This is a genomic window from Phaeobacter porticola (genome assembly GCF_001888185.1).
GTDB lineage: Bacteria > Pseudomonadota > Alphaproteobacteria > Rhodobacterales > Rhodobacteraceae > Phaeobacter > Phaeobacter porticola.
Window position 1 is genome coordinate 61,425 of record NZ_CP016364.1, and the last position, 25,630, is coordinate 87,054.

The following is a 25,630-nucleotide window of genomic DNA, read 5'->3' on the forward strand; positions in this document are numbered from 1 at the left end:
CAGACCGGAACCCAGTCGCGGTCTGCATCTCGTGGGCCGTTACGTTTGGTTTTGCTCAGCCAGCTCTGCTCTCAGCTCTGCTTCCAATCTCAGGCAGTCCTGCTTTCTTGGGCGGATGGCTACGGCAGGCACCCCTGCGTAGACGGTCCACGGCGCAAGCTCACGCTTCACGAGGGTATTTGCGCCCACACTTGCGCCCTCTCTCAATTGGGCACCAGGCAGGACAACCGACCGCGCCCCCAGGATGACATGCTTATGGATATGAATGTCCTCTGTCCGCACGTTTGTAAACTTGGATGGCACGGTCGGGTTGGTAAGGGCCGCGCCCGAATAGTCATCTGACGAGGAAAAAATCAGGCAGTGGTTTGAGATGCCGGCAAAATCATCAATGGTTATCCGACCGGCACCAGACAGGGTGCTTCCGCCAGCGATGTGGATAAAGTTGCCCAGCTTCAGATCCTTGCAGGTCAACGTGCAATAGGGATCAATACGAATGTTGGACCCGAACCGGATACAGTCGAAATCCAGCACAACACATGTGCTGTGGATCAGGATGTTCCGTTCCGCGCTGTTTTCCACACCAAGCGTGGCCAGCGCTTCGGGCGTGAGAAAGCCGCTATTCAGACTCCGGCGCGCCATGGCGATGAGACCTTGTGTTTAGACGCATTGCGTAATGCACAGGCGTGTTTTCTCCATCAGATCGGATCGTTCCTCGGGCGTCAACCAGGACCGGACTGGCAGAACGATCACCCGCTCAGACAGGTTCTGCGCATTCTCACAGGTGCCAACCCGCGCCATGCCACCGCAACGCCCAAGGCTCGGCTGATAGTAACGCCGGATTTCAACGCCCAATCCCTGCATCTTCTCAGAAAATTGCAGAACGCGGCTCTCATCGGGCAAAAGGATAGGGAACACCTGCCATGGCGCTTTGGCAAGCTCGGTGTTGAAGATATGACACCCCGTGTCGCCCAACGCAGTGATCCACTCGCGGGCCATGGCCTGCCGCAGCGCGACGCGCGCGCCCATATCTTCTGACACCGCCATGCCAATCGCAGCCATGACCTCTGACAGTTTGCCGTTGATGCCCCAGCGCGGTGTGGCGTCATGGCCGGCGCCGGTATGGGTCTGTAGGCCGAAATTGATGGCCGAGCGGATGGCCCCGTCTAGGCCGGGGGCTGCAAATATCGCGCCGCCTTCGCCAATGCCAAACGGTTTGGTTGCATGTAGCGAAAACACTTCGCTGACATGGTTGCCATAGGGCACCGGAGACAGCCCGCGCCGGTCGACTCCCAATCCGGCGGCGTTGTCGATAATCAGTATGGCGCCTCGCTTGGCGCAAATCTCCGCATGGGTCGCGAAGTCGGTCTGGATCCCATAAGGGGCCAGAACGATGGCCGCTTTGGCTCCGGTTTCAATCAGGGCCTGCTGTAGACACTCTGGCGACACAACGCCATTGGTCGGGTCCACATCAATGATAACCGGCGTACAAGCCGCCCCCAGAATCGCGCAGGCCGTCGCCTGAAAGGTGAAGGCAGGGCACAAAACAGGCCCCGAAATACCATTTGCGATCAAACAGGCCGACAGGCCGGCAGTTGCGCTGGAGGTTGCGATAACGGTTTCGTCCGCATGGCCGTACAGCGCATGCAGCTTTTGCTCAAATCGTTTGGACGTCGGCCCAAAGTTGGTGTGCCAATTCGCAGCCGTTGCCTCCTCCGTATAAGGAAGCCATCTGTCTGCTGCGGGGATTTCTGGCCAAACTGATCTCACGGTGGTCTGCGTCCTGATTCTCTGCGTGTTTCGCGCGGTCGCTGACGGTGGCGCTGGGCATGGCCAATCGTCGGGTGCCGCATTCCACTAGATTTCTAGTTGATCCCGACGGGATGGCCTATAGCCAAAATTTGATCAGCCGTGGTGACGATCTCTGAACGGTCTACCGCAGTGGTAGATGGCCGAGATGATCTTCGCCGCGCTGACGAGCAAGTTTCATTTGTTTCTGGCGCTCGCGGAATCGGGCTTTGTCGGCGTCAGAGGTTTCGTCGATGCACAGATGGCAAGACACGCCCAGCTCATAGGCCGGATGCTTTTTGTCGTTTGGCAGGATCGGGCGACGGCAGCCATTGCACAGCTCATGCGGACCTTCCTGCAACCCGTGCCCAACCGATACCCGGCTGTCAAAGACAAAACACTCGCCGTTCCAAGTGCTGTTTTCCTGTGGCATTTCCTCAAGATAGCGCAGGATCCCCCCCTTGAGGTGATAGACGTCCTCAACCCCTTGGCCAATCAGGAAATTGGTGGATTTCTCGCAGCGGATGCCACCAGTGCAGAACATCGCAACCCGTTTGTTGTGAAACCGGTCTTTGTTCTGCTCCCACCAAGCGGGAAATTCGCGGAAACTCTCGGTCTTGGGGTCCACGGCACCCTCAAAGGTGCCGATGGCCACCTCGTAGCCGTTGCGGGTGTCGATCACCACAACATCCTCGGCGCGGATCAGGTCGTTCCAGTCTTCAGGATCCACGTAATGCCCGACATGGGCGCGCGGATCGATATTCGGCTGGCCCATGGTCACGATCTCTTTCTTCAGCCGCACCTTCATCTTGCCAAAGGGGGGCTTGTCGCTGGTGGCTTCCTTCCATTCAAGGTCGGCGCAACCGGGCAGGGCGCGGATATGGGCCAGTACCGCGTCAATGCCAGCGCGGGGGCCGGCAATTGTGCCGTTGACACCTTCGTGGGCCAGCAGCAGCGACCCCTTGACCGCCTGCGCCTCGCAGAGCGTCAGCAACGCCGGTTTGATGGCAGCAGGATCGTCGAAACGGGTGAAGTGATAGAGAGCAGCAATCGTATACATGGCGCCGCTCTACACCAAGCAGGCAACGCCCTGCAAGGTCGTGGAATGCCGCAGTGGCGCAGCTTTGTTGACGGGTGGGATTGCGACGCGTACCCCTGTTACCAAAGATGCGGAGACCCTGATGACCAAAGCTTTGATCGTGATTGACGTTCAGATGGATTTTTGCCCCGGTGGCGCTCTGGCGGTGCCGGGCGGGGATCAGGTTGTGGCCCCGATCAATGCGATGATGGCGCAATATGATGCGGTTCTGATGACCCAGGATTGGCATCCCGGCGACCACAGCTCCTTTGCCTCGCAACATCGCGATGCCGCCGAATATGATATGATCGAGATGCCCTATGGCCCACAGGTTCTGTGGCCGGATCACTGTGTGATCGACAGTGCAGGCGCACAATTCCACCCGGATCTGCACCTGCGCGGGGACCTCATTTTGCGCAAAGGCTACCGCCGTGAGATCGACAGCTATTCGGCGTTTTTTGAAAATGACCAGACAACCACAACCGGATTGCACGGTTACCTGCGGGATCGCGGGATCACCGAATTGACGCTGGTTGGTCTGGCGACAGATTTCTGCGTGGCCTATTCGGCGCTGGATGCCGCGCGATTGGGATATGATGCGACGGTTGATCTGACGGCCTGTCGGGCCATTGACCTTGACGGTTCGCTAGACGTCGCCCTGACCAACATGCAAAAGGCGGGTGTGCATTTGCTGGGCGGGCAGGGGTAAGATGTTAAGAAATCGACGATAGACTGAGATTTATCGTTAGCAGGGACCGTGCAAGCCGATGCCGCAGGCCGAAGCGCTCAACAATGGGCCTTTAGAAACCTATCATAAGCGATACAGTCGCCGTGGGTTGCTCAACCGCTATGCGGATGGGCGGGCCCGGTTCTTTGTCTATCGGCAACTGACGATGCTTGGTCTTGCGGGCCTGATTGGCATGTTGTTGTCGCCGCTGGTTGGCTTGGCGGCCTTCGTGGTTGTGGTTCTTGGTGATCTTATCGACACCAGCTACCTCAGATATGTCACCCCTGTGCGAGACGGGGTCTCGGTCAGATGGGTGCTGGTGATCAGCACCTTCACAGCGGCCGTACAGGCGATATCCTTGGCCTTTCTAGCCTGCGCACCAAGCCTGTTCGCTGAGCCAGCAGATCACATGCATCAGGCCCACGCCACGCCGCTGTTCACTATGGGCATCCTGGTCGGCGCGGCGATCAATGCCACTGTGGTTCTCCCCTATCAGGTGTCTGCGGGCATTGTTCGGTTGATGATCTATGCGCTGACGCCATTGGCTGCCATTGTGGTCAGTTCCCTTGGGGAACACGGTGGCCACATTGGCGACGTCCAGATGTTCCAAATCGCTGGCCTGGCAGTGCTGTACCTCAGCGTTTTCTTCTTCGTCAGCTTTATTGCCGGTCGCTATCATCGCAGTCGCAAGAATACACTGGCAATGGCGCTCCAGCACAAGCAACTGGCACAGATCAATACCAAGCTGCAAGCTCAACAGCTGCAATCGCAACGCCTTGCGTTGGTTGCCGAAAATGCCAATGACAGTGTCTTTCTCATGGACAAGGACGGGCGCATCACTTGGGTGAACGACGCCTTCACGCGCATAACTGGATATGGTTACAATGAGGCCATCGGTCAGTTTCCCGGCGATCTTCTGAACGCTGACAACACTGATATGGCGGTCGTGCGGGCGTTGGAACAGGGGCGTGCGACTGGAAAACCCTTCCGGCTTGAGATCTGCAATCGTCGCAAGGACGGGCAGCTGCTGTGGCTGGAGACCAATCAGGTTCCAATGCTGCGCGAGGACGGAACGGTGGAAACCATCATTGCCGTGGAACGCGATGTGACGGCATCCAAACAATATGAACAGCAGCTGAAAGATGCCCGGATTGCCGCAGAGGAAGGCGCGCGGGTGAAATCGGAATTCCTGGCCACCATGAGCCATGAGATCCGCACCCCGATGAATGGCGTCATTGGCATGGCGCAGATGCTGGAGCGCACCGATCTCAGCGAGGATCAAAAGCTTTACGCCGATACGATTCTCGGCTCAGCGCGCACATTGCTGTCGCTGATCAATGATATTCTGGACCTCTCTAAGATGGATGCTGACGAGGTCATCCTCAGCGAAGTCGATTTCGATCTGTCCGCTTGTTTCCACCAGACGTTGCAATTGTTTGAACCGCAAGCGCAGGAAAAAGGCATCACGCTGACTCTTGATGTCGCGCCTGATGTGCCACAGATGGTAAATGGGGATGACCGTCGTCTGCGCCAAATACTGCTGAACCTTGTTGGCAATGCGGTGAAGTTCACCGAAACCGGTGGCGTCCGCGTCGAACTTTCCACCGCTCGTGCGGGTGACCGGCTGCGATTGCGCTTTGCCGTCAGCGATACCGGAATTGGCATCGCGCATGACAAGCTGGACCATGTTTTCGAACGGTTTTCACAGGCCGATGCGGCAATCACGCGGCGCTTTGGCGGAACTGGCCTTGGACTTACCATTTCGCGGTTGCTGTGTGAGGCAATGGGCGGCGAAATATCCGTGACCTCTGAATTGGGAAAAGGGGCCTGTTTCTCGGTGCATCTGCGGATGCAAGCGGCGCTTGGCACCGCCACACCTGAGGCGGCCGATAATGTGCGCTACGACGGGCGCTCGTTGCGGGGAATGCGTATTCTTGTGGCCGAGGACAACAAGATCAATCGCCTGCTGATGCAGAAGTACCTACAGGATGAACCGGTAGAGCTGGCTTTTGCCGTCGACGGTGCCGAAGCGATGGAAAAGACGCTGGATTTCGATCCGGATTTGATCTTGATGGATATGTCGATGCCGGTAATGAACGGGCTGGATGCCACCCGTAATATTCGCGATATGGATATCCGCCAACCGGTGATCGCCGCATTGACGGCCAACGCTTTTGATTCAGACCGCGAGGCCTGTTTGGCGGCCGGCATGGATGATTTCCTAAGCAAACCAGTCAACCGCGACGACCTGTTGATGGTGCTGCGCAAGCACAGCCAGCCCCCACGGGACTGCGCGGCGGTCTGATTTCCTTTGCCCCCGACAGCCGGCTGTTTTATCAACCATTGAAACACGATGGATGAGGCCGCCTGTGGACATTGCAACCCGCGTCTATAACCACAAGTGGAAGATCGATCCGATCGTTCGGTCCCTGATCGACACGGATTTCTACAAACTGCTGATGTGCCAGTCGGTGTTTCGCAACCGTCGCGACACCGATGTGCGGTTTTCGCTGATCAACCGGTCCAAACATATCCCCCTGGCCGATCTGATTGACGAGGGTGAGCTGCGCGAGCAGTTGGATCACATCCGTTCCCTGTCGCTGTCACGCGGCGAGAGTACCTGGCTGCGGGGCAACACCTTTTACGGCAAGCGTCAGATGTTCCGCTCTGATTTCATGGAGTGGTTCGAGGGGTTGCAGCTGCCGCCTTACCATCTGGAACGCAAGGGCGATCAATACGAACTGACGTTTGAGGGCAAATGGCCAGAGGTCATGCTCTGGGAAATCCCTGCTCTCTCTGTACTGATGGAGCTGCGCAGCCGGGCGGTGCTGGACCGTATGGGACGGTTCGAACTCCAGGTGCTCTACGCCCGCGCGATGACCCGCGTCTGGGAAAAGATTGAGCAGCTGCGTGATATCGACGGACTCAGCATTGCGGATTTCGGCACCCGCCGCCGTCATGGGTTTCTCTGGCAGGACTGGTGCGTACAGGCCATGAGAGAGGGGCTGGGCAACAAGTTTACCGGCACCTCCAACTGCTTGATCGCCATGCGCCGCGAGGTCGAGGCCATCGGCACCAACGCGCATGAATTGCCGATGGTCTATTCTGCCCTGGCCGCAGATGATGCGGCACTGGCCCGCGCGCCTTACGATGTTCTCTCGGATTGGCACGACGAACACGAAGGAAACCTGCGCATCATTCTGCCCGACACCTACGGCACCGAAGGCTTCCTGAATGCCGCGCCGGATTGGTTGGCCGGTTGGACCGGTATCCGCATTGACAGTGGTGATCCTGCCACCGGCGCGGAAACTGCAATCCGCTGGTGGCAGAACCGGGGTGAGGATCCAAGAGACAAGCGGGTCATCTTTTCCGACGGTCTTGATGTCGAGAAGATCAAGCAACTTCACACGCAATTCTCCGGCCGGACCAAGGTCTCCTTTGGGTGGGGAACGCTGTTGACCAATGATTTCCGTGGGCTGGTGCCGGGGGACGCGCTGGCGCCTTTTTCACTGGTTTGCAAAGCGGTTTCGGCCAATGGCCGACCGACTGTGAAACTGTCGGACAACCCGGAAAAAGCGATGGGACCCAAGGACGAAATTGCGCGCTACAAGCGGGTGTTTGGTGTTGGCGAGCAGGACAGCCAGGCGGTAATCGTCTAGCAATACTTCGCCCATCTTGGGGTGACTTCGTGCAGTTTCCCAACAAGTTGCGGCAAAAGATCTGCCCCATTGTTTCGCACGCGAAACAATGGGGCAGCCAGCCTGACCTACCGCGCCACACCTTCTGTATGCTTAGCCGTGATAGGCCGCGATGGTTTTCAACTGCGAAAACCCGTATAGCGCCTCGAATCCTTTTTCACGGCCATGGCCGGATTTTCCAGTGCCGCCGAACGGCAGCTCAACCCCACCGCCAGCACCGTAGTTGTTCACAAACACCTGCCCGGCACGCAACCGCTTGGCCAGCCGCATCTGACGCGCGCCATCACGGGTCCACAGCCCTGCGACCAAACCATAGTCCGTGCCATTGGCGATCGCGACGGCTTGATCTTCGCTGTCGAAAGGGATCAAAACCTGCACCGGGCCAAAGATCTCTTCCTGCGCCAGAGGGTGATCAGGCGCAACATCGGCAAACAGGGTTGGGCACACATAGGCCCCGCGATCTGTCGCCTCTTCTGCCAGATAGCCCTGTGCGGCGATGGTCAGATCCTGACCTTTGGCCAGATACCCCTCGATGATCTCTTTTTGTCGCATAGAGATCAGCGGCCCCAACCGCATATCGGCCATTGCCGGTCCGACACTCAGCTGTTTGTAAGCCGCTGCCATGGCGTCGCGCACCTGATTGTAAACGCCCCGTTGTACCAGAATACGAGAGGCGGCAGAGCAGGTCTGCCCAGCATTCTGAATGCCTGAATTCACCAGAAACGGCAGTGCCGCCTGCAGATCCGCATCGTTAAACACCAACTGCGGGGATTTTCCACCCAGCTCCAACGTCACCGGCACAACATTGCGGCCTGCCGCCTGCTGAACCAGGGCTCCCGTTGCAACGGATCCGGTGAAGGAAATATGATCAACACCCGGATGCCCAGCCAATGCCGCGCCTGCCTCGGCACCTATGCCGGGCACCACGTTCAACGCGCCTGCGGGCAATCCGGCCTCCACCGCGATCTGGGCAAAGGCGAGCGCGGTCAGGCAGGCTTCGTCGGCGGGTTTCAATACGCAGGCGTTGCCCATGGCCAAGGCCGCCCCGACAGAGCGGCCAATGATCTGCATTGGATAGTTCCAAGGCACGATATGCCCCGTCACCCCATGCGGCTCGCGCAGGCTGTAGACTGTGTAGCCGGACTGATAAGGAATCGTTTCGCCATGCAGTTTATCCGCCGCGCCACCGTAGAATTCCAGATACCGCGCCAGCGCCACCGCATCGGCGCGCGCCTGAGTCAGCGGTTTGCCGACATCCATCGCCTCTAGCTGGGCAAGGGTGTCGCAGCGGGCCAGCACCAATTCGCCCATGCGGCTTAGCAATCGCCCGCGCTCCGTTGCCGTCATTGCGCCCCATGGCCCATCCAACGCAGTCCGGGCGGCTGTGACGGCGGCGTCGATGTCTGCGGCATCGCCGCGCGCGATATTGCACAGGGCGCTGCCGTCAGAGGGATTCACCAGTGAAAGGGTCTGGCCCTTGGACGCTGGGCGCCACTCTTCCCCGATCAGGCAGAGCGCGGGATCAAACCAGAGCGGCGCGGCGTCAGTCATTATGATCTCCTGCAATATGGAAGCTGTAACTCTTGATCTGATGTTCGGTGAAGGGGGCCCCGTCGCGCAGCTGTTCCACCCCGCGCAACGCGCTGAGACAGGTGCCCCAAAAGGCAACCGCACTGGGGGATTGGCCCGATATTCCCATACGCCAGAAGCCGGGGAATTCCGCAAAGATCAGGCTGGCAGCGGCATGGCCATAGCCCTGCCTGCGGCTGGCCTGATCAATATAGAATTCGGACAATTCGCGCCGGTCATCGGGCAGGTTCAGCACAATGGCAAAGCCGATGCGGACATCATCCTGCCGGATCCAAAAGGCGGTGACATCCTTGCGATGCAGCATCCGCCCGGCGCGTTCGCTTGGATCAATGGCCAGGGCCGGGGCGATTTCGGAGTAGTAATTGGCCAATGCGGCGGCCAATCTGGCCCGTTCGCGGGGCAGGATCAGGGTCAGGCTGATACTCATCCGCGCGCCGCCTCATGGCCGATGTTTGGCAAGACCGGCGCTGCCGCGATGAGGGACTGCGTGTAGGGGTGCTGCGGGGTGCTGAACAGAGCCTCGGTTCTGCCCTCCTCGACGATCTGCCCGCGGCGCATCACCAGACAGCGATCGGTCATATTGCGCACCACGCTCAGGTCGTGGCTGATGAACAGATAGCTGAGCCCGTAGCTGCCGCAGAGATCAGCGAGCAGATCCAGAATTTGTGCCCGGACCGAAACATCAAGCGCGGACACCGCCTCGTCAAAGAGGATCAGTTCGGGGCGGGTGATCAGAGCCCGCGCGATGGCGATGCGCTGACGTTGACCTCCGGAAAACTGGTGGATGTAGCGACCTGCATCCTCCGGTGACAGGCCAACTGCATGCAGCGCCTCGGCAATCTGTTCCACGCGATCTTGCCCTTTGGGTGCGTCTGCCATGCCGTGAAAGGGTTCGGTGATCAGCCGGTCGACCCGGTGTCGGGGATTAAAGCTGCCAAACGGATCCTGAAACACCACCTGCATCTTGCGCCGTTGATCTGCGGCCAGACCCGTTCTGGCAAGCGGCGTCCCATCCAGCAGAATTTCACCGCTTTGCAGCGGTTCCAGCCCCAGAATTGCCCGTGTCAGGGTTGATTTCCCACAGCCGGATTCCCCGACCAGCCCCAGCCGTTCGCCCCGGTGCAGGGTGAAACTGACGTGATCCACCGCCCGCATATGCTGGGCCGGCCCAAACAGGCGTTTGCGCGCCACCGGGTAATCCCGCACCGCATCGCGAACCTCTAGCAGCGGCACCGGGTGTGGCGGGGTCGCAGATGCGGGCGGCAGGGCTACCTTGTGACTGGAGGCCGCAAAGAGTTTCTGCGTGTAAGGATGGTGCATATTGGCCAATAGCCACTGGGTAGAGCCTGTTTCCACCACTTCGCCCTTGCGCATGACCACGATGTGATCGGCCATGTCCGCGACCACGGCCAGATCATGGGTGATGATCACCATGCCCATCCCATAGTCGCGCACCAGATCACGCAGTAGGGTTAGAATTTGTGCCTGTGTTGTCACATCCAGCGCGGTTGTCGGCTCATCCGCGATGAGCAGCGCTGGGCGCAGGGCGATGGCCATGGCAATCACCACGCGCTGGCGCTGCCCCCCGGACAGTTCATGCGGAAACCGGCTGAGCGGAAACCGATCAGCTGGCAGGCCGACGCGATCCAGCAACGTGCGCGCCTCTTTCTCGGCTTCGGCGCGGGGGCAGCCACGGTGCAGCAGAATTGTTTCCATCACCTGATCCCCGATGGTCTGCACCGGGTTCAGCGCAGTCATTGGCTCTTGGAACACCATCCCTACCTTTTGGCCGCGTAGCGCACACATTTCTGTTTCGCTCTGGGCAAGGATGTCGGTGCCATCCAGACTAAGATGGCCACGCAGGGTGGTGCAATTCGGCAGCAGACGCAGAATTGCCAGTGCGGTCATGGATTTGCCGGACCCGCTCTCACCAGTGATGGCCAGGATCTCGCCCGGCTCAACCGACAAAGAAATGCCTCGCAGAATCGGGTAGGCTCCGATGGAGAGCGACAGGTTGGTGATCTCAAGAAGGCTCATGTGCGGCCCTCGCGTAGCTTTGGATCCAACCAGTCGCGCAAGCCGTCCCCCATCAGGTTGAGGCCCAGAACGGTGAGGATGATCGCACAGCCCGGCACCAGCGCCATATGCGGTGCGAGGCTGACCATGGTCTGCGCATCTGCCAGCATCCGCCCCCAGCTGGGCACGGGTGGCTGTGCGCCAAGGCCCACATAGCTGAGACCGGCTTCGGCCAGAATGCCGAGCGAGAACTGGATGGTGCCTTGCACGATCAGCAGGTTGGCGACATTGGGCAGGATATGCTCGACTGAAATTCTGGCGGATCCTTTGCCAGCGACACGGGCGGCCAGAATGAACTCCCGCTGCCAGAGCGACAGCACCGCCCCACGGGTGACGCGGGCAAAGACCGGGATGTTGAAAATACCGATGGCGATGATTGCATTGACCGCACCAGCGCCGAGGATGGCGGTGATCAGGATGGCAATCACCAGCGAGGGGAAGGCAAAGACCAGATCATTGGCCCGCATGATGCCTTCGTCCAGCCAGGAGCCACGTTTGGCTGCAGCGGCCAGGCCCAAGGGCACACCAAGCCCCATGCCGATCCCCACCGCCACCAGCGCAACCGCAATCGAGGTGCGCGCGCCGACCATGATCATCGACAGGATATCGCGGCCAAAGTGGTCGGTGCCAAGCCAGTGTTCCGCGTTTGGGGCCTGCAGCTTGGCGGGGATGTTCAGGGCGGTGTGGTCGTAAGGCGTCCAAATGAAGGACAAGAGTGCGGCCAGCAGCACCAGCGCGGAGAGGACTCCACCAAGGATGAGGCTACGGGTCATCGGGGGCCTCGCGTGTCGCGGAGTGGCTTGCGTCCGACCCTGGGTGGGTGCAAAGCGCCCTCCCGGGGGGAGGGTCGGGCGCTGCCCGGCTGTGCCGGGCATATGTGAGCCATGTGGTTTGTCATCCGCGCCCCCGCAGCCTGGGATCGACCAGTGCATAGGTCAGATCGACCAGGAAATTCACCATGATGACGGCAAAAACCAAGAGCATTACGACGCTTTCCACCACGATCAGATCACGGGCGGAAATGGCCTGAAACACCAGCCGCCCTAGACCGGGCAGGTAAAACACCTGCTCAATGATGATCGCGCCTGCGAGGAGGAAGGAAAACTGCAACCCGATGATGGTTAGCACCGGGATCAGCGCATTGCGCAGCCCGTGCCGCCAGAGCGCCTGCCGCTGGCTCAGCCCTTTGGCGCGGGCGGTGCGGATAAAATCTTCGCCCAGAATATCCAAGAGAGCCGAGCGCATGACGCGGGCCAGAATGGCCGCCTGTGGCAGGGCAAGCGCGATGGCGGGCAGTGTAAGGGAGTGCAGCGCGGCCAGCGGCCCGGCCTCCCAGCCGACAAAGCCCCCGGCGCTGAACCAGCGCAGATTGATGGCAAAGACCAGAACCAGCATCATCGCAAACCAGAAGTTCGGGACGGCGACGCCCAGCTGGGTTGCGCCCATCACCGCGATATCGCCGGTTTTGCCGCGGCGGGAGGCGGCGTAAATCCCAGCGGGCAGGGCAATCAGCGTCGATAGCGTCAGGGCGTAGATCGCCAGCGGCAACGAGACCCAGAGCCGATCCGCAACCATCTGCGCAACCGGCGTGCGATAGGTGTAGGAGGTGCCGAAATCGCCCTGCAACATACCTGTGAACCAGCTGATGTAGCGGCTGAATTTCCCCTCATCCAATCCCAGCTCACTGCGCAGGGCAGCGATGGTATCAGGTTGCGCGTTGATCCCCAGCATGAAGGACGCAGGATCCCCCGGCGCGATCTCAATCACGAAGAAGATCACCCAAGAGGCAATCACAAGGCTGACGATCAGCGACAGCAGGCGTTTGGCGAAGTAGCGTCCCATTGGCGGCAGGTTAGGCGCGCGCTGGGCGCGGGTCCAGAGCGGCCAGGCCCTGACCCGGAGAAAACGGCAAAAACATTTATTTCACAGCGCCCTAGCATGACCGTAAAAGGCGAAGCTGTGCGGCTATCGCGCGGCTGTTGCTGCTGTTGGATCTGCGGGGTTTGGCGCAGCACTGTTCCGCGCTATCTCTGGGCGCATGACACAATTCACTGCTGCTCCCACTCGGCTTGCCGTCACTGATACCGCCAGCCCCTCCGGCCCGCTGGAGGCGCCGGTTTTTATCGGCTCGGAGATCTATCGCGGGTCCAGCTATGGGCGGATGCATCCGCTTCGGGTACCGCGCGTATCGACGGTGATGGACCTGTCGCGGGCGTTGGGCTGGTTGCCGTCGGCGCAGTATCAGACCTCGCCTCGGGCGAAACCGGCGGCGCTGGAACGCTGGCACAGCCCGGAATACATCGCGGCGCTGCAAGCGGCGGAGCGGGCGCAGGCGGTAAGCGATGAGGTGAAGGCGCGGCATCATATCGGGACGATCTCCAACCCGGTGTTCCCGGAGATCTATCGCAGGCCCGCCACGGCGGCGGGTGGGTCGATCCTCGCGGGGGAGCGGTTGGCGGCAGGGGGCGTGATCTACAACCCGGCGGGGGGCACGCACCACGGGATGCCGGATCGGGCCAATGGGTTCTGCTACCTCAATGATCCGGTGCTGGCGATGCTGTCCTTGCGCCACCATGGCGCGCAGCGGATTGCCTATGTCGATATCGATGCCCATCACGCAGATGGGGTCGAGCATGGCTTTGCCGGTGACCCGGATGTGCTGATGATTTCCATCCATGAAGAAAATCTATGGCCCAAGACCGGTAAGCTGGCCGATGATGCCGGGGGCAGTGCGCTGAACCTGCCGGTGCCGCGCAGCTTCAACGATAGCGAGATGGCCTATATCCTTGAGGAGCTGATCCTGCCTGCGGTGGCGGATTTTGCGCCGGATGCGGTGGTCCTGCAATGCGGGGCGGATGCGGTTACCGAGGATCCGCTGGCGCATCTGGATCTGTCGAACACTGCGCATTGGTCGGTTGTTGCGGCGCTGCGAACGCTTGCGCCGCGTTATCTGGTGCTGGGCGGCGGCGGATATAACCCCTGGTCCGTCGGGCGACTGTGGACCGGGGTTTGGGCAACCCTGAACGGGCATGAGATCCCCGATCGTCTGCCACCAGCGGCAGAGCAAGTCCTGCGCGGGCTGGAGTTCAAGGGGCATCGTCTGGGGCGCAATCCGCCAGAGCATTGGTTCACAACCTTGCGGGATACACCGCGCCCCGGTCCCGTGCGCGATCAGATCCGCGAGTCGGTGGCACAGCTGCGTCGGCGTCGTGGGCTTGGCTGAAAGGTCGCCAATAGACAACAGCGCCCGATCAGAGGCGCTGTTGTTTCGGCTCTAATGCAGGGCATTCCGGCCTATTTTGCCCAGCTGACCGCTGTCAGATCGGTGGCTTGTGTCGGTGCGTTGGCCCAGAGCCCTTGCAGATCCGCCTTGGCCACGCTGAGTGCGGCGAGCTGGAACAGGAAGCCGTTCACATAGTCCTGCGCGATGATCTCCTGCGCCTGTTGCAGCATCTTGGTGCGGGCGTCGGGATCGGTGGTGCCGGTCAGCTCTGCCATCAAATCCTGAAAGGCCGAGTTGTCATACTGGAAGTAGTAATCGGGCCGGGCGTAGATACCGATATCCATCGGTTCTGTATGACTGACGATGGACAGGCCAAAATTCTTGCCCCGGAACACGGTTTCCAGCCACTGCGCCCATTCGACGTTGATGATCTCGGCGGTGATGCCGACCTCGGCCAGTTGCGCGGCGATGATCTCTCCACCACGGCGCGCGTAAGAGGGCGGCGGCAGGTGCAGCGTTGTGGTAAAGCCATCGGTCAGACCGGCCTCGGCCAGCAGGGCGCGGGCCTTCTCCGGGTCATGGGCGCTGGTGCCGGTCAGATCGACATAGGCCGGGTTGTGGGGCGCAAAATGGGTGCCGATTGGGGTGCCGTAGCCAAACATCGCACCATCAATGATCGCCTGTCGGTCGATCGCATGGGCCACAGCCGCGCGGACCTTGGGGTCGTCGAAGGGCGGCTGTTTGTTGTTGATCGACAGGATCGTTTCCCCCTCGGTCGAGCCGATGAGCACCTGGAACCTTGGGTCGGCCTCAAACTGCGGCAGGTTCTCAGGCGCGGGGAAGGCGGAGAAGGCATCGACATCCTCGGCCATCATTGCAGCAAAGGCGGCGGTAGGGTCGGAGATAAACTTGAACGTGGCCGCATCCAGCATGGCGGGGGTGCCCCAATAATCGGGGTTGCGGGCCAGATCGATGCGGTCGCCCTGCACCCAGCCATCAAAGGTAAAGGCACCGGTGCCCACGGGCATGGTCTTGATCGTCTCGATGCTTTCGGGGGCGACGATGACCGCATCGCCCCAGGCGAGGTTGAACAGCATCATACCATTGGGTTGGGCCAGGGTGATCTGAACCGTGGTCGGATCCACCACTTGGACGTTGGCGATATCGGCAAACAGTGCCTTTTGGGCGTTTGTGCTGTCTTCGGCGCGGGCACGATCGAGACTGAATTTCACATCCTCGGCGTCCATGCCGGTGCCATCGTGAAAGCGCACGTCGGAGTGCAGTTGAAACGTATAGGTCAGCCCGTCGTCCGAGATGTCCCAGCTTTTGGCGAGGCCGGGCACCACGGATCCATCGCTGGTAAATCGGGTCAGACCTTCAAAGACATTGGAATAGAGCACCTGGTCAATGGCTCCGGCCGCGGCGCTGGTTGGGTCCAAATGCGGCGGCTCCAGCTGTAATCCGATTGTGACGCTGTCACGCGCTGCGGCGGCTCCGGCCAGAATTGCCAGCGCCGAACTGGCGGCAAACAGGAATGAAAGTCGTGGCATCGGTGGTCTCTCCCTCTGGGTGACAGCCGCTGTAGCGGGGCTTTGGGGTGAAGTGTTCCGCATTTTCCCTTAGGTAATCAAGGGCGGCGGGACATTTCGCCCCCTAGAAGCGCGCAGCGTAAATTGCTAGCGGTGCGCAATGCGAACGGAGAGGACAGCATCATGAGTGCAACAGCCCGCAAGACGGCACCCAATGCCGAGGATATCCGCGCCCGCAAAGGCGGCACTCCGCTGGTGAGCCTGACGGCCTATACCACACCGATGGCGCAGCTGATGGACGATCATTGCGATTTTGTGCTGGTGGGCGACAGTGTCGGAATGGTGCTGCATGGTTTGCCCTCAACCCTGGGCGTCACCATGGAGATGATGATCCTGCACGGGCAGGCGGTGGCGCGTGGGCTGACGCAGGCGATGATGGTGATCGACATGCCTTTTGCCAGCTACGAGGAAGGCCCGCAGCAGGCGTTTCGCAATGCCGCCCGGCTGATGGCGGAAACCGGTGCAGGCGCGGTCAAGCTGGAGGGCGGTGTTGAGATGGCGGAGACGATCCGCTTCCTTGTCAAACGCGGCATCCCGGTGATGGCGCATATCGGCCTGACGCCGCAGTCGATCAACACGCTTGGCGGCTACAAGGTACAGGGCCGGGATGCACAGGCGGAGGCGGTTCTGGCCGATGCCCATGCGGTGGCGGAGGCTGGCGCGTTTTCGGTGGTGCTGGAGAAGGTGCCGCAGGGGCTGGCCGATCGGATCACAGCAGAGGTCGCCATTCCCACCATCGGCATTGGTGCCAGCGTGGGCTGTGATGGCCAGATTCTGGTTGTGGATGACATGCTGGGCTTTTTTTCCGCCTTTAAACCGAAGTTCGTGAAACGCTATGCCGACCTCGGCCCCTTGGCAGAGGCGGCGATTTCCGAGTATGCAGCCGAGGTGCGCGCGCGTAGCTTCCCCGCGCCCGAGCATGTGTTTGCAGATCAGGCCCCGGCTGCCGCCAAGACGGCCGCGCCCAAGGCCCCGCAAAAGGACTGATCCCATCATGACTGCCCCGATTCTGCGCCGCCTGAGCGATCTGCGCGCGCTGCATTCCGATTGGCGCCGCGAGGGTGCCCGTATTGGTCTGGTGCCCACCATGGGTGCGCTGCACGAGGGGCATCTGTCGCTGGTCGCTGCGGCCAAGGCCGCCTGCGACCGGGTCATCGTCACGATTTTTGTGAACCCCAAGCAGTTCAACAATGCCGAGGACCTGGCGAAATACCCCCGCACGGAACTGGCGGATGCGGAAAAACTGGCCCCCTACGGTGTCGATGCGATATATGTGCCGGATCCGGATCAGATCTACCCGGAGGGCTATGCGACCACTGTGTCGGTGGCGGGGCTGACCGATGTGCTGGAGGGCGAGTTTCGCCCCGGCCATTTCGACGGGGTGGCAACAGTGGTGGCCAAGCTGTTCCTGCAATGCGGTGCAGATGCGGCGTTTTTCGGCGAGAAGGACTATCAGCAGCTGATGGTGGTCACCCGTATGGCGCGGGATCTGGACATTCCGATCACTGTGCAGGGCTGCGCCACCGTGCGCGAGGCCTCTGGCCTGGCCATGTCGTCGCGCAATTTGCGGCTCTCGCCTGAGGCGCTGGGCAAGGCCGGGCAGCTCTATCCGGTGTTGCAGGATCTGGCGAACCAGCTGCGCGGCGGTGCGGATTTCGGGGATATTGTTGCGGGCGCGCGCGCGACGCTTGCGACGGCGGGATTTGGCGAGATCGAGTATCTGGACCTGCGGTGCGCCGAAACGCTGGAGCCTTTGTCGCGCCCTGATCGTCCGGCCCGTCTGCTGGTCGCGGCATGGCTGGGTGGCATCAGGTTGATCGACAATATCGCGGTTGATCAACTAAATGATTAGTAGGGGCTGGTAGCGATAGCACTTTTGCGTCTAATCTCTGCCCCAAACGACCCAGGGGAGGGGCAAGATGACGTATATTCTGGCGATAGATCAGGGCACAACCTCGACCAGAGCGATCCTGTTTGATGACAGGATGCAGGCGCAGGGCTCGGCTCAGCAGGAGTTTACCCAGCATTTTCCGCAGGCGGGCTGGGTGGAGCATGACCCGGAAGACCTCTGGTCCACAACGCTGGATGTCTGCCGCAAGGTGATGGCAGAGCAGGGCGTTACGGCGGCGGATATTGCCGGGATCGGCATCACCAACCAGCGCGAAACCACGGTGGTCTGGGATCGTCACAGCGGCAAGCCGATCCACAATGCGATTGTCTGGCAGGACCGCCGCACCAGCGCCATCTGCGAAGAGATGCGGGCGGCAGGACATGAGGACAGCGTGCGGCAGAAAACCGGGCTGCTGCTGGATCCCTATTTCTCGGGCACCAAGTTGAAATGGATTCTGGACACCGTGCCGGATGCACGCGCGCAGGCTGAGGCCGGGGATCTGCTGTTTGGCACTGTCGACAGTTTCCTGATCTGGCGCCTTACGGGTGGTGCGTCGCATGTGACCGATGCCACCAATGCTGCGCGGACGCTGATGTATGACATTCGCAAGGGTCGTTGGAGCAGCGAGATCTGTGGTTTCCTTGGCGTGCCGCGCGGAATGCTGCCCGAGGTGAAGGATTGCGCCGCCGATTTTGGCACCACCAAAGGTGAATTTCTTGGTGGTGAAATTGCCATTCTGGGCGTTGCTGGCGATCAGCAGGCGGCCACCATCGGACAGGCCTGTTTCCAGCCGGGTATGATGAAATCGACCTATGGCACGGGCTGTTTCGCGCTGCTGAACACCGGTGATACGCCGGTTGTGTCCCAAAACCGGATGCTGACCACCATCGCCTATCAGCTGGACGGCGCGCCGACCTATGCGCTGGAGGGCTCGATCTTTATCGCCGGTGCGGCGGTGCAATGGCTGCGGGACGGCTTGGGCATTATCGGCTCAGCCCAGGAAAGCGGTGCCCTGGCGCGCAATGCGGATCCCGGTCAGGACGTTATTCTGGTGCCGGCCTTTACCGGTCTTGGTGCGCCTTATTGGAAACCCGATTGCCGGGGCGGCATGTTTGGCCTGACCCGCAGTTCTGGACCGGCGGAATTTGCACGCGCAGCACTGCAAAGCGTGGCCTATCAGACCCGTGACCTGTGGGAGGCGATGCGGGCGGATTGGCAAGGCGAGAGTCTGGTCACCCTGCGGGTGGATGGCGGCATGAGTGCCAGCAATTGGACCATGCAGAGCCTGGCGGATCTCCTTGGGGCGGCAGTGGATCGTCCGGTGATGCAGGAAACCACCGCGTTGGGTGCGGCCTGGCTGGCGGGGATGCGGGCGGGGGTCTACCCGGATCAGGCGGGCTTTGCCGCGACCTGGGCGCTGGACCAGCAGTTCACCCCGGAGATGGACGAAGACCGACGCAGCGCCGCCTATGCGCGCTGGAAGCGTGCGGTAGACGCGGTGATCGGGGGCTGAGGCGTGGCCGCAGGCGGGCGCTCCCGCCTGCTCCGTCACAGTCGTGGACTGTGCCTGCACAGTTGGGGGTGGCGCCGCGCGATGCGCGGCGTTTTCTTTTGCTGAGAAGCGGTTTGCGGGCAGGCCTGCCCGCAAACGCGCCATATCGATGGTGATGGCGCCGATCCGCGCCTCAAGGGTGACCCGTGCCTGTGGCACGGCGGCTGTGCCGCCCTTGACCCACGGCGCGGCGCCCGGTCGCCTCAGTTGATGCGGGTGCCTGCTGGTATGGTGCGGGGGCGGGCGTTCAGCTCCTCGATCGAGAAACCGGCGATGGATTTGTATTTTGCCGCATGGGCCGCAAGGTCCGCCTGCGGGATTACGTCGCCGATATTGCTGAAATCACCACCACAGAGGTCTTCGACCTGTTGCAGCACGCCGTCCGGACCACCGCCTGCGCGATTGGCCAGAGCGACGGCTGTTGTCACCGGGCGGACAGCCGCCTCATAGGCGTTGAGGGCCTGGGGGGGGATGCCATGGGCCAGCATCTGCGCGCCAATGATGCGGGCGTCGACAATGGCTTGGCTGGCGCCGTTGGAGCCGACGGGATAGGTTGGATGGGCGGCGTCCCCCATCAGGCTGACAGGCCCATCCTGCCAGCGGGGCAGAGGATCGCGGTCCACCATCGGGTATTCATAGACGGTTTCGGCCCCTTTGATCAGCGCGGGGACATCAATCCAGTCGAAATGCCAATTGGCAAAATCCGGCAGGAAGTTACTGATGTCCGCCGCTCGGTTCCAGCTTTCGCGTTTCCAGGGGGCGGATGGGTCGAATAGTTTTTCCGCAATCCAGTTGATTGTGGCGCTGCCATCGGCCTCCGGCGTGCTGATGGGATAGGCGACGAGGCGCAGTTGGTCGTGACCGATCATCGCCATCGCCGCGCCCCCATGAAAGGCAGGCGCGCGAGTGGTGGCGCGCCACAGGATGCGCCCATTCCAGATCGGTGCGCCCTCATCCGGATACATCTGGGCGCGGATGGCGGAATGGATCCCATCAGCGGCGATCAGCAGATCACCACGGGCGGTGCGGCTATTCTCCAGATGCAGGCAGACGCCCTGATCCGAGGTGTCGTAGCCGGTGGCGCGCGCGCCGGTGGTCAGGACGCTGCTGCCTGCGCGCTGGAGGAGCGCGTGGTAGAGCATCATCTGCAACGCGCCGCGATGGACGGAAAACTGTGGCCAACGGTAGCCTGCAGCCTCACCGCGCGGCTCCTCCCAGATGGTCTTGCCGAGCTTGGAGTAAAAGCCCAGTTGCCGGGTGCGCACACCGATGGCGGAGAGTTCGGCCTCAAGCCCCAGATCAAAGAGTTCGCGCACCGCATTGGGTTGCAGATTGATGCCGACACCCATCGGCTTCAGCGTCTCGGTGGCCTCATAGATGTGAAACGGCACGCCCAATTCGTGCAGGGTGAGGCCAAGCGTCAGCCCGGCGATCCCTGCGCCTGCAATCATCACCGTCATCTGGCTCTCCCACTTCCTGCGCGCTTTGCGGCATTAGAACCATGGCGCGAGAGGCAGAACAAGATGGGTAAATGCCGCGGTTAGAGCCGAATACGCGCGGCTATCCATCCTCGCTGCTGCCGAGGCTGAGGTCAGGACCAAAGATCACGTCGGAGTAGCTGTTGAGATAGATCTTGAGCCAGGGGGTAAAGCGATCCGGGTGGCGCTGCACCTCGGCCAGAAGGTCGTGATAGTCGACCCAGCGGGTCTCCATCACCTCTTCCGGGTTGGGCGCGAGATCCGGCACGCGGTGCGCATGGGCGAGAAAGACATCCACCACCTCGTGTTCGATCAGCCCGTTGCCGACATCGGCGCGGTATTCCAGATGGTGGCGGAACTCAGGATAAAGCCCGGTGATGCCGAGTTCCTCTTCCATGCGACGGACCGCGCAGGCCGAGGAGGCCTCGTCCCATTGCGGGTGGGTGCAGCAGGTGTTCGCCCAGAGCCCGGGGGTGTGATATTTGCCAAGCGCGCGGCGTTGCATCAGGATTTCGCCGCCTTTCACCACAAAGACCGAGACGGCCTTGTGCTTCAGCCCCTGTTCATGGGCGGCCAGCTTATCAACCGGCGTCAGGGTGCCATTCACCCAAGCGGGAATCTTGTGGGTCATTGCAGGAACTCGCAAGGATTGAGCAAGGGGGCGGGCGGCCAAGCCACTGGGCCGGGCGCACTGGATCGGGCAGATATGGTGGTCATCAGGTGGAGATCAATCCCACAAATGAGGCTGCCCGGATCGGCGGGTGAGTGGATGCAGGGGCAAAAGGCCTGCGCGGGACGGTCAATATCGTAGAGACATATGAAAATCAATTGTGCGAAAAGCCGCGGCCGGGGGCGCGCGGCTTTTGCCAGTTTGTCTGCCGACCAAGGATCAGTTGGTTGCGGTCTCTTCCGTGGTGGCTTCGGCTTCTGCTTCGGCGGCATCCGCAGGGCCATGCATTGCAAGGAACGCGTAGATATCTTCCGCGCCTTTCTTCAGGCGGAAGGACATTTTGGACTTGGCTTTCTTGTCGCCGAGATAGTCGCGCAAGAAGGCTTTGGGGTCGGCGGTATAGGCGGTGAAGGAGGCTTCGTCCCAGGCCAGGCCTGCTTCGCCCGCGGCGACCATGTCCTTGCCGTATTTGTAGCCCTCATAGGTGCCGGCAGTGCGGCCGACGACGCCCCAGAGGTTCGGGCCGGTCTTGCCACCCTTGATGATCACATCACCGCTGTCGGAGACAACCATGTGGCAGGATTTGCATTTGTTGAAGCCCTTTTCGCCCTTGTCGGCATCGCCTTCGGCAAAGGCAGGGGCCGCAATCAGGCCCAGGGCTGCTACAGCAGTCAGAAGTTTCATTTCGCTTGCTCCAATATTGAGTTGGCTTGGTCAATACGCGCGTGATGCGGCGCAGAGTCAAACGGGCGTTTTGCCGCGTCCGCTGTCTGTTATGCGCTCAGCCCGACCAATTGTATCTGATCTGCTTCAAGTCAAGGTGGTGGCACCGAGGGGTCAACTTTTCTGCCAGCAAGGCAGCAGGTCGCCCGGTTCGGGACAGGCCAGGGCGGCGGCGCGGGCGATGGCGCGGCTGAGGCAGAGGGCCGCAGCGTGGCCGATTTCGCCAAGATCAGCGCCGAGTTCGCCACCTGTGGTGGCCGCACCCGGATCGCCGGTGCTGACGGCAAAGACGAGATCGCCGTCGCCGGGGGAATGGGCCGGAACGATCGCCCGCCCGATCCCGTCATGGGCGGCAATGGCAAGACGCTGGCATTGTGATTTCGTCAAAGGCGCATCGGTGGCGACAATGGCGATGGTGGTGTTGCTGCCCTCAGCCGGGATCGCGGCATCAGCGGCCAGTTTCTGCATTGAGGCGAGTTTCAGGCTGGGGGCGGGGGTGGTGAACCCTGAGGCCGGGTCCACACCCGCACCGCCAAATTCGCCGTTGATCTCAAAAGGGGCGGCCCAGAAATGACGATCCCCCGGCGTGGTGACAGAGCCAAGCGGATTGGCCGCCACCAGGGCGCCCACCGTGGTGCCATCCGGCAGCACAAAGGAGGCCGACCCAAGCCCGCCCTTCACCCGCGCGGCGAGGGCGCCGGTGCCCGCCCCGGCAGTGCCGAGGGCGAACTGGCGGTCTGCGGCCATATAGGCGGCGCGGCCGAGGGCAGAATAAGGGTTTTCTGCCCAAGCCTTGTCACCGCCGTTCAGGAGATCAAAGAGGATGGCGCCCGGCACGATAGGCACACGGGCTGGTCCCACTGCAAAGCCGCGCCCGGCGGCGTGCAATCCGGCCACAACGCCGGAGCAGGCGTCAAGCCCGAAGGCCGAACCGCCAGACAACACCAGCGCATCAATCTGGGCGACGGATTTGTCCGGTGCCAGCAAATCGGTTTCGCGTGTCCCCGGCGCGCCGCCCATGACATGTACCCCGGCGGTGAAGGGCTGATCTGCAGTCAGCACGGTGGTGCCGGATTTCAGCTGCCGGTCCTCGGCGTTGCCGACCTTGAGGCCGGGCACATCGGTGATCAGGTTCAGGGGGCCGGGGTGCATGGGGTGTGTCCTTTGTCGTTGGCTCTGTGAGGGCCTGTAGCAGGGGCGCGCTGGCGCGCGCGGCCTCTGGCGGGAGTATTTGGGGAAAGATGACGGGCCGGCCGGACGCCACAGGGAGGCCGTCAGATGCAGCGGCCGCCGTCAACCTCAAGCGCGACGCCGGTGACCATGCTGGCCTCATCCGAACAGAGATAGCAGGCGGCATTTCCCATATCTTCGGGCGTGGAGAAGCGACCGATAGGGATGGTGGAGAGGAATTTCGCACGGGTTTCCGGCGTATCCTCCCCCATGAAGGTTTTCAGCAACGGGGTTTCGCCCGCCACCGGATTGATCGCATTGACGCGCACCCCTGCGGGGGCGAGTTCCACTGCCATGGTGCGGGTGGCGGTGATCATCCAGCCCTTGGAGGCATTGTACCAGTTGAGGTTCGGACGCGGCGATATCCCGGCTGTGGACGCCACATTGAGGATCGCGCCGGACTGGCAGGATTTCATATGCGGCACCAGCGCGCGGGCGGTCAGGTAGACAGATTTCATATTCACCGCAAAGACCCGGTCGAAGTCCTCCTCGCTCACATCTTCGAGCGGGGTGGGCAGATGGCTGACGCCGGCGTTGTTCACCAGAATATCCACCTGACCAAAGTGATTGAGTGCGGCCTGCGCCATTTGATCGACCGAGGCGCGGTCAGAGACATCGACGGTCTGGGCGATGGCCCGGTCGGATCCATAGGTTTCGCAGGCCCCGGACGCAGCTGCAGCAGCGGCGTCGCCGTTGATATCCGCGATCATTACCCGCGCGCCTTCCGTCAGGAATTTGGTGACGATCCCGGCGCCAAAGCCCGAGGCCCCGCCGGTAATAATGGCGCATTTCCCTGCCAGCCGCATATGCTCTCTCCCCGATTGACTTTGCGGCAGCTTGGCCGAGAGCGGGGGTCAGTGCAATCGCCTGTCTTAATCTGGGTCGATCTTACCGCGCGTCGCTTTGACATCACTGCGCTGGCGTTTGGCATCAAGGCGGCGACGCACTGAACCGCGTGTGGGCTTGGTGGCGATGCGGCGTTTGGGGACAACCAGAGCCTGGCGGATCAGCTCGGCCAGCCGGTCGCGCACCAGCTCGCGGTTGCGCTGCTGCGAGCGGGTTTCGTCACATTGCAGGATGATCGCACCGTCCTTGGTCCAGCGACGGCCGGCCAATCGCTTGAGCCGGGATTTTACGGCCGGAGTCAGGGCGGGCGAGCGTGCTGCCTCGAATCGCAGTTCAACGGCTGAGGATACTTTGTTGACGTTCTGCCCTCCGGGCCCGGAGGCGCGCATGAAGCTTTCGGTCAATTCCCAATCCTGAAGGGCAATGGTGTCGGTGATACGCAACATGGGGCGGACCATACTGCGGGGATTGGCCAAGGTCCAAGCGAAAGCCGGGGTCGGGCTGGGCACTGTGGACTGCGTGTCACGCAAAAAGGGCCGCCCCTAGCGAGGCGGCCCTTTCCGAAAGTTTGTAAGAGCAAAGGCAGGTTAGGGTCCGAGACCCAGCCGGATGGCTGCTGCCAGAGAGGGCTGCCTCAGAGGCCCGCCGCTCCGGTTGTTGCTACGCATTGCTCCAATACCTTTCTGGACACTGGATCACCTCCTTTTCTCTTTGTTTCCGTTACTCAGGATGGTGGCACGGAACGGAAGGATCTCCAAATAAAAAAAGCAAAGTGTCAGTTTGCGGTAGCCTTGGCGCGTGTCAAACGGGCCACAATCAGGCGGAAGGGGATCAGGGCCAGGAGTGCCAGACCGACCTTAACGCCCCAATCCGCAACGGCGAGCGAGACCCAGAGCGGGGCCACGGGACCGGTGCCAAGGATCGGCAGCATCTCACCGGCCCAGCTGACGTCATTGCTGGGTTCCAGCCAGACCAGAGCGCCGGAAAACGCGATGCTGAAGAACAGCGCGGTATCGACGGAGGCACCAATCAGGGTGGAGGCCAGCGGCGCGCGCCACCAGGCGCCATTGCGCAGGGCGGCAAAGATCGAGACATCCAGCAGCTGTGCGGTGAGAAACGCGAGACCGGACGCAACGGCGATCCGCAGGGTCACGAGCGGGCCGAATTCGCCCATGATCTGCGTGCCGATCAGCGAGCAGATGACGCCGACGACAAAACCGGCCAGAACCACCCGGCGGGCGGGGCCGGTGCCATAGACGCGGTTGGTCACGTCAGTGACGAGAAAGGCGATGGGGTAGGTGAAGGCACCCCAGGTCAGCCATTGGCCGAACAGAAATTGCACCAGGATGTTGGAGGCCACGACAATGGCGGCCATGGCAAGAATGCCAGGTAGATAAGAGCGTGTCATTTTGCAGTCCGTTTTTTAGACAAGGTCGCGGAGACTTGTTTCGCCAATGCGAAAGATCAGGCCCAA

General features: G+C 61.4%; 23 protein-coding genes. 7 read left to right on the forward strand and 16 right to left on the reverse strand.

What is annotated here, in order from left to right:
- Positions 1–39: 39 nt before the first annotated feature.
- From PhaeoP97_RS00300 to trhO, 3 genes are all read right to left on the reverse strand, one after another.
- Positions 40–639: an acyltransferase gene (locus PhaeoP97_RS00300; RefSeq protein WP_072503367.1), complete on the reverse strand. Its 600-nt coding sequence runs from the start codon at positions 637–639 to the stop codon at positions 40–42.
- 18 nt (positions 640–657) lie between these two features.
- Positions 658–1,767 (reverse strand): DegT/DnrJ/EryC1/StrS family aminotransferase, encoded by a 1,110-nt coding sequence (locus tag PhaeoP97_RS00305; RefSeq protein WP_072503368.1) that lies wholly within the window; start codon positions 1,765–1,767, stop codon positions 658–660.
- Between the two features lie 163 nt (positions 1,768–1,930).
- Entirely contained in the window at positions 1,931–2,845 is a 915-nt protein-coding gene (gene trhO / locus PhaeoP97_RS00310; RefSeq protein WP_072503369.1) for an oxygen-dependent tRNA uridine(34) hydroxylase TrhO, read from the reverse strand.
- Between the two features lie 121 nt (positions 2,846–2,966).
- On the opposite strand from trhO, the gene pncA reads away from it, so the two are divergent.
- The 3 genes from pncA (at position 2,967) to pncB (ending at position 7,249) form a co-directional block, all read left to right on the forward strand.
- Positions 2,967–3,572, forward strand: coding sequence for a bifunctional nicotinamidase/pyrazinamidase (pncA, locus tag PhaeoP97_RS00315; RefSeq protein WP_072506217.1), 606 nt, complete (start codon positions 2,967–2,969; stop codon positions 3,570–3,572).
- Positions 3,573–3,630: 58 nt separating this feature from the next.
- The gene (locus PhaeoP97_RS00320) at positions 3,631–5,895 is read left to right on the forward strand and encodes a hybrid sensor histidine kinase/response regulator (RefSeq protein ID WP_072503370.1); all 2,265 of its coding nucleotides are present in this window, start codon (positions 3,631–3,633) and stop codon (positions 5,893–5,895) included.
- 64 nt (positions 5,896–5,959) lie between these two features.
- Positions 5,960–7,249 (forward strand): nicotinate phosphoribosyltransferase, encoded by a 1,290-nt coding sequence (pncB, locus tag PhaeoP97_RS00325; RefSeq protein ID WP_072506218.1) that lies wholly within the window; start codon positions 5,960–5,962, stop codon positions 7,247–7,249.
- A 132-nt stretch (positions 7,250–7,381) separates the two neighbouring features.
- Here the strand turns inward: pncB and PhaeoP97_RS00330 are convergent, their stop codons facing one another.
- From PhaeoP97_RS00330 to PhaeoP97_RS00350, 5 genes are all read right to left on the reverse strand, one after another.
- On the reverse strand, positions 7,382–8,839 hold the full coding sequence (locus PhaeoP97_RS00330; RefSeq protein WP_072503371.1) for an aldehyde dehydrogenase family protein: 1,458 nt from the start codon (positions 8,837–8,839) through the stop codon (positions 7,382–7,384).
- Positions 8,832–9,305: a GNAT family N-acetyltransferase gene (locus tag PhaeoP97_RS00335; RefSeq protein ID WP_072503372.1), complete on the reverse strand. Its 474-nt coding sequence runs from the start codon at positions 9,303–9,305 to the stop codon at positions 8,832–8,834. Before PhaeoP97_RS00335 ends, PhaeoP97_RS00330 begins: the two co-directional genes overlap by 8 nt.
- The gene (locus PhaeoP97_RS00340; RefSeq protein ID WP_072503373.1) at positions 9,302–10,915 is read right to left on the reverse strand and encodes an ABC transporter ATP-binding protein; all 1,614 of its coding nucleotides are present in this window, start codon (positions 10,913–10,915) and stop codon (positions 9,302–9,304) included. The genes PhaeoP97_RS00335 and PhaeoP97_RS00340 overlap by 4 nt, the downstream gene beginning before the upstream one ends.
- A complete protein-coding gene (locus tag PhaeoP97_RS00345) occupies positions 10,912–11,727 on the reverse strand; it encodes an ABC transporter permease (RefSeq protein WP_072503374.1) in 816 nt (271 codons plus the stop codon). The genes PhaeoP97_RS00340 and PhaeoP97_RS00345 overlap by 4 nt, the downstream gene beginning before the upstream one ends.
- Positions 11,728–11,848: 121 nt before the next feature.
- Positions 11,849–12,796 carry an ABC transporter permease gene (locus tag PhaeoP97_RS00350; protein WP_072503375.1) on the reverse strand — a complete coding sequence of 316 codons (948 nt, stop codon included), beginning with the start codon at positions 12,794–12,796 and terminating at the stop codon, positions 11,849–11,851.
- 196 nt (positions 12,797–12,992) lie between these two features.
- Here PhaeoP97_RS00350 and PhaeoP97_RS00355 point away from each other — a divergent pair, with 196 nt between their 5' ends.
- Positions 12,993–14,177 (forward strand): acetoin utilization protein AcuC, encoded by a 1,185-nt coding sequence (locus tag PhaeoP97_RS00355; RefSeq protein ID WP_072503376.1) that lies wholly within the window; start codon positions 12,993–12,995, stop codon positions 14,175–14,177.
- A 71-nt stretch (positions 14,178–14,248) separates the two neighbouring features.
- On the opposite strand, the gene PhaeoP97_RS00360 is transcribed toward PhaeoP97_RS00355, so the two are convergent.
- Positions 14,249–15,727, reverse strand: coding sequence for an ABC transporter substrate-binding protein (locus PhaeoP97_RS00360; RefSeq protein WP_072503377.1), 1,479 nt, complete (start codon positions 15,725–15,727; stop codon positions 14,249–14,251).
- Between the two features lie 162 nt (positions 15,728–15,889).
- On the opposite strand from PhaeoP97_RS00360, the gene panB reads away from it, so the two are divergent.
- From panB to glpK, 3 genes are all read left to right on the forward strand, one after another.
- The gene (panB, locus tag PhaeoP97_RS00365; protein ID WP_072503378.1) at positions 15,890–16,753 is read left to right on the forward strand and encodes a 3-methyl-2-oxobutanoate hydroxymethyltransferase; all 864 of its coding nucleotides are present in this window, start codon (positions 15,890–15,892) and stop codon (positions 16,751–16,753) included.
- 7 nt (positions 16,754–16,760) lie between these two features.
- On the forward strand, positions 16,761–17,618 hold the full coding sequence (gene panC, locus PhaeoP97_RS00370; RefSeq protein ID WP_072503379.1) for a pantoate--beta-alanine ligase: 858 nt from the start codon (positions 16,761–16,763) through the stop codon (positions 17,616–17,618).
- A gap of 67 nt (positions 17,619–17,685) precedes the next feature.
- Positions 17,686–19,170 carry a glycerol kinase GlpK gene (glpK, locus tag PhaeoP97_RS00375; RefSeq protein WP_072503380.1) on the forward strand — a complete coding sequence of 495 codons (1,485 nt, stop codon included), beginning with the start codon at positions 17,686–17,688 and terminating at the stop codon, positions 19,168–19,170.
- Positions 19,171–19,412: 242 nt separating this feature from the next.
- Here glpK and PhaeoP97_RS00380 read toward each other — a convergent pair whose 3' ends face one another.
- From PhaeoP97_RS00380 to PhaeoP97_RS00410, 7 genes are all read right to left on the reverse strand, one after another.
- On the reverse strand, positions 19,413–20,669 hold the full coding sequence (locus PhaeoP97_RS00380) for a flavin-dependent oxidoreductase (protein ID WP_072503381.1): 1,257 nt from the start codon (positions 20,667–20,669) through the stop codon (positions 19,413–19,415).
- Between the two features lie 100 nt (positions 20,670–20,769).
- A complete protein-coding gene (gene idi, locus PhaeoP97_RS00385) occupies positions 20,770–21,318 on the reverse strand; it encodes an isopentenyl-diphosphate Delta-isomerase (RefSeq protein ID WP_014873221.1) in 549 nt (182 codons plus the stop codon).
- 258 nt (positions 21,319–21,576) lie between these two features.
- On the reverse strand, positions 21,577–22,041 hold the full coding sequence (locus tag PhaeoP97_RS00390) for a c-type cytochrome (RefSeq protein WP_072503382.1): 465 nt from the start codon (positions 22,039–22,041) through the stop codon (positions 21,577–21,579).
- 153 nt (positions 22,042–22,194) lie between these two features.
- Positions 22,195–23,232, reverse strand: a complete 1,038-nt coding sequence (locus tag PhaeoP97_RS00395; protein ID WP_072503383.1) for a P1 family peptidase — start codon at positions 23,230–23,232, stop codon at positions 22,195–22,197.
- A 122-nt stretch (positions 23,233–23,354) separates the two neighbouring features.
- Positions 23,355–24,116, reverse strand: a complete 762-nt coding sequence (locus PhaeoP97_RS00400) for an SDR family oxidoreductase (RefSeq protein WP_072503384.1) — start codon at positions 24,114–24,116, stop codon at positions 23,355–23,357.
- 66 nt (positions 24,117–24,182) lie between these two features.
- Positions 24,183–24,602 (reverse strand): alternative ribosome rescue aminoacyl-tRNA hydrolase ArfB, encoded by a 420-nt coding sequence (gene arfB, locus PhaeoP97_RS00405; protein ID WP_072506220.1) that lies wholly within the window; start codon positions 24,600–24,602, stop codon positions 24,183–24,185.
- Between the two features lie 329 nt (positions 24,603–24,931).
- On the reverse strand, positions 24,932–25,564 hold the full coding sequence (locus tag PhaeoP97_RS00410; RefSeq protein WP_072503385.1) for a queuosine precursor transporter: 633 nt from the start codon (positions 25,562–25,564) through the stop codon (positions 24,932–24,934).
- Positions 25,565–25,630: the final 66 nt, after the last annotated feature.

Excerpts from the sequence above, each read along its gene's own strand:
- PhaeoP97_RS00380 (WP_072503381.1), bottom strand. The coding sequence starts at position 20,669 with ATGACGGTGATGATTGCAGGCGCAGGGATCGCCGGGCTGACGCTTGGC.
- PhaeoP97_RS00390 (WP_072503382.1), bottom strand. The coding sequence starts at position 22,041 with ATGAAACTTCTGACTGCTGTAGCAGCCCTGGGCCTGATTGCGGCCCCT.
- arfB (WP_072506220.1), bottom strand. The coding sequence starts at position 24,602 with ATGTTGCGTATCACCGACACCATTGCCCTTCAGGATTGGGAATTGACC.
- glpK (WP_072503380.1), top strand. The coding sequence starts at position 17,686 with ATGACGTATATTCTGGCGATAGATCAGGGCACAACCTCGACCAGAGCG.
- PhaeoP97_RS00320 (WP_072503370.1), top strand. The coding sequence starts at position 3,631 with ATGCCGCAGGCCGAAGCGCTCAACAATGGGCCTTTAGAAACCTATCAT.
- panB (WP_072503378.1), top strand. The coding sequence starts at position 15,890 with ATGAGTGCAACAGCCCGCAAGACGGCACCCAATGCCGAGGATATCCGC.
- PhaeoP97_RS00350 (WP_072503375.1), bottom strand. The coding sequence starts at position 12,796 with ATGGGACGCTACTTCGCCAAACGCCTGCTGTCGCTGATCGTCAGCCTT.
- PhaeoP97_RS00340 (WP_072503373.1), bottom strand. The coding sequence starts at position 10,915 with ATGAGCCTTCTTGAGATCACCAACCTGTCGCTCTCCATCGGAGCCTAC.
- PhaeoP97_RS00410 (WP_072503385.1), bottom strand. The coding sequence starts at position 25,564 with ATGACACGCTCTTATCTACCTGGCATTCTTGCCATGGCCGCCATTGTC.
- PhaeoP97_RS00330 (WP_072503371.1), bottom strand. The coding sequence starts at position 8,839 with ATGACTGACGCCGCGCCGCTCTGGTTTGATCCCGCGCTCTGCCTGATC.
- panC (WP_072503379.1), top strand. The coding sequence starts at position 16,761 with ATGACTGCCCCGATTCTGCGCCGCCTGAGCGATCTGCGCGCGCTGCAT.
- PhaeoP97_RS00360 (WP_072503377.1), bottom strand. The coding sequence starts at position 15,727 with ATGCCACGACTTTCATTCCTGTTTGCCGCCAGTTCGGCGCTGGCAATT.
- trhO (WP_072503369.1), bottom strand. The coding sequence starts at position 2,845 with ATGTATACGATTGCTGCTCTCTATCACTTCACCCGTTTCGACGATCCT.
- PhaeoP97_RS00300 (WP_072503367.1), bottom strand. The coding sequence starts at position 639 with ATGGCGCGCCGGAGTCTGAATAGCGGCTTTCTCACGCCCGAAGCGCTG.
- PhaeoP97_RS00335 (WP_072503372.1), bottom strand. The coding sequence starts at position 9,305 with ATGAGTATCAGCCTGACCCTGATCCTGCCCCGCGAACGGGCCAGATTG.
- PhaeoP97_RS00400 (WP_072503384.1), bottom strand. The coding sequence starts at position 24,116 with ATGCGGCTGGCAGGGAAATGCGCCATTATTACCGGCGGGGCCTCGGGC.
- pncA (WP_072506217.1), top strand. The coding sequence starts at position 2,967 with ATGACCAAAGCTTTGATCGTGATTGACGTTCAGATGGATTTTTGCCCC.
- PhaeoP97_RS00355 (WP_072503376.1), top strand. The coding sequence starts at position 12,993 with ATGACACAATTCACTGCTGCTCCCACTCGGCTTGCCGTCACTGATACC.
- idi (WP_014873221.1), bottom strand. The coding sequence starts at position 21,318 with ATGACCCACAAGATTCCCGCTTGGGTGAATGGCACCCTGACGCCGGTT.
- PhaeoP97_RS00345 (WP_072503374.1), bottom strand. The coding sequence starts at position 11,727 with ATGACCCGTAGCCTCATCCTTGGTGGAGTCCTCTCCGCGCTGGTGCTG.
- PhaeoP97_RS00395 (WP_072503383.1), bottom strand. The coding sequence starts at position 23,232 with ATGCACCCCGGCCCCCTGAACCTGATCACCGATGTGCCCGGCCTCAAG.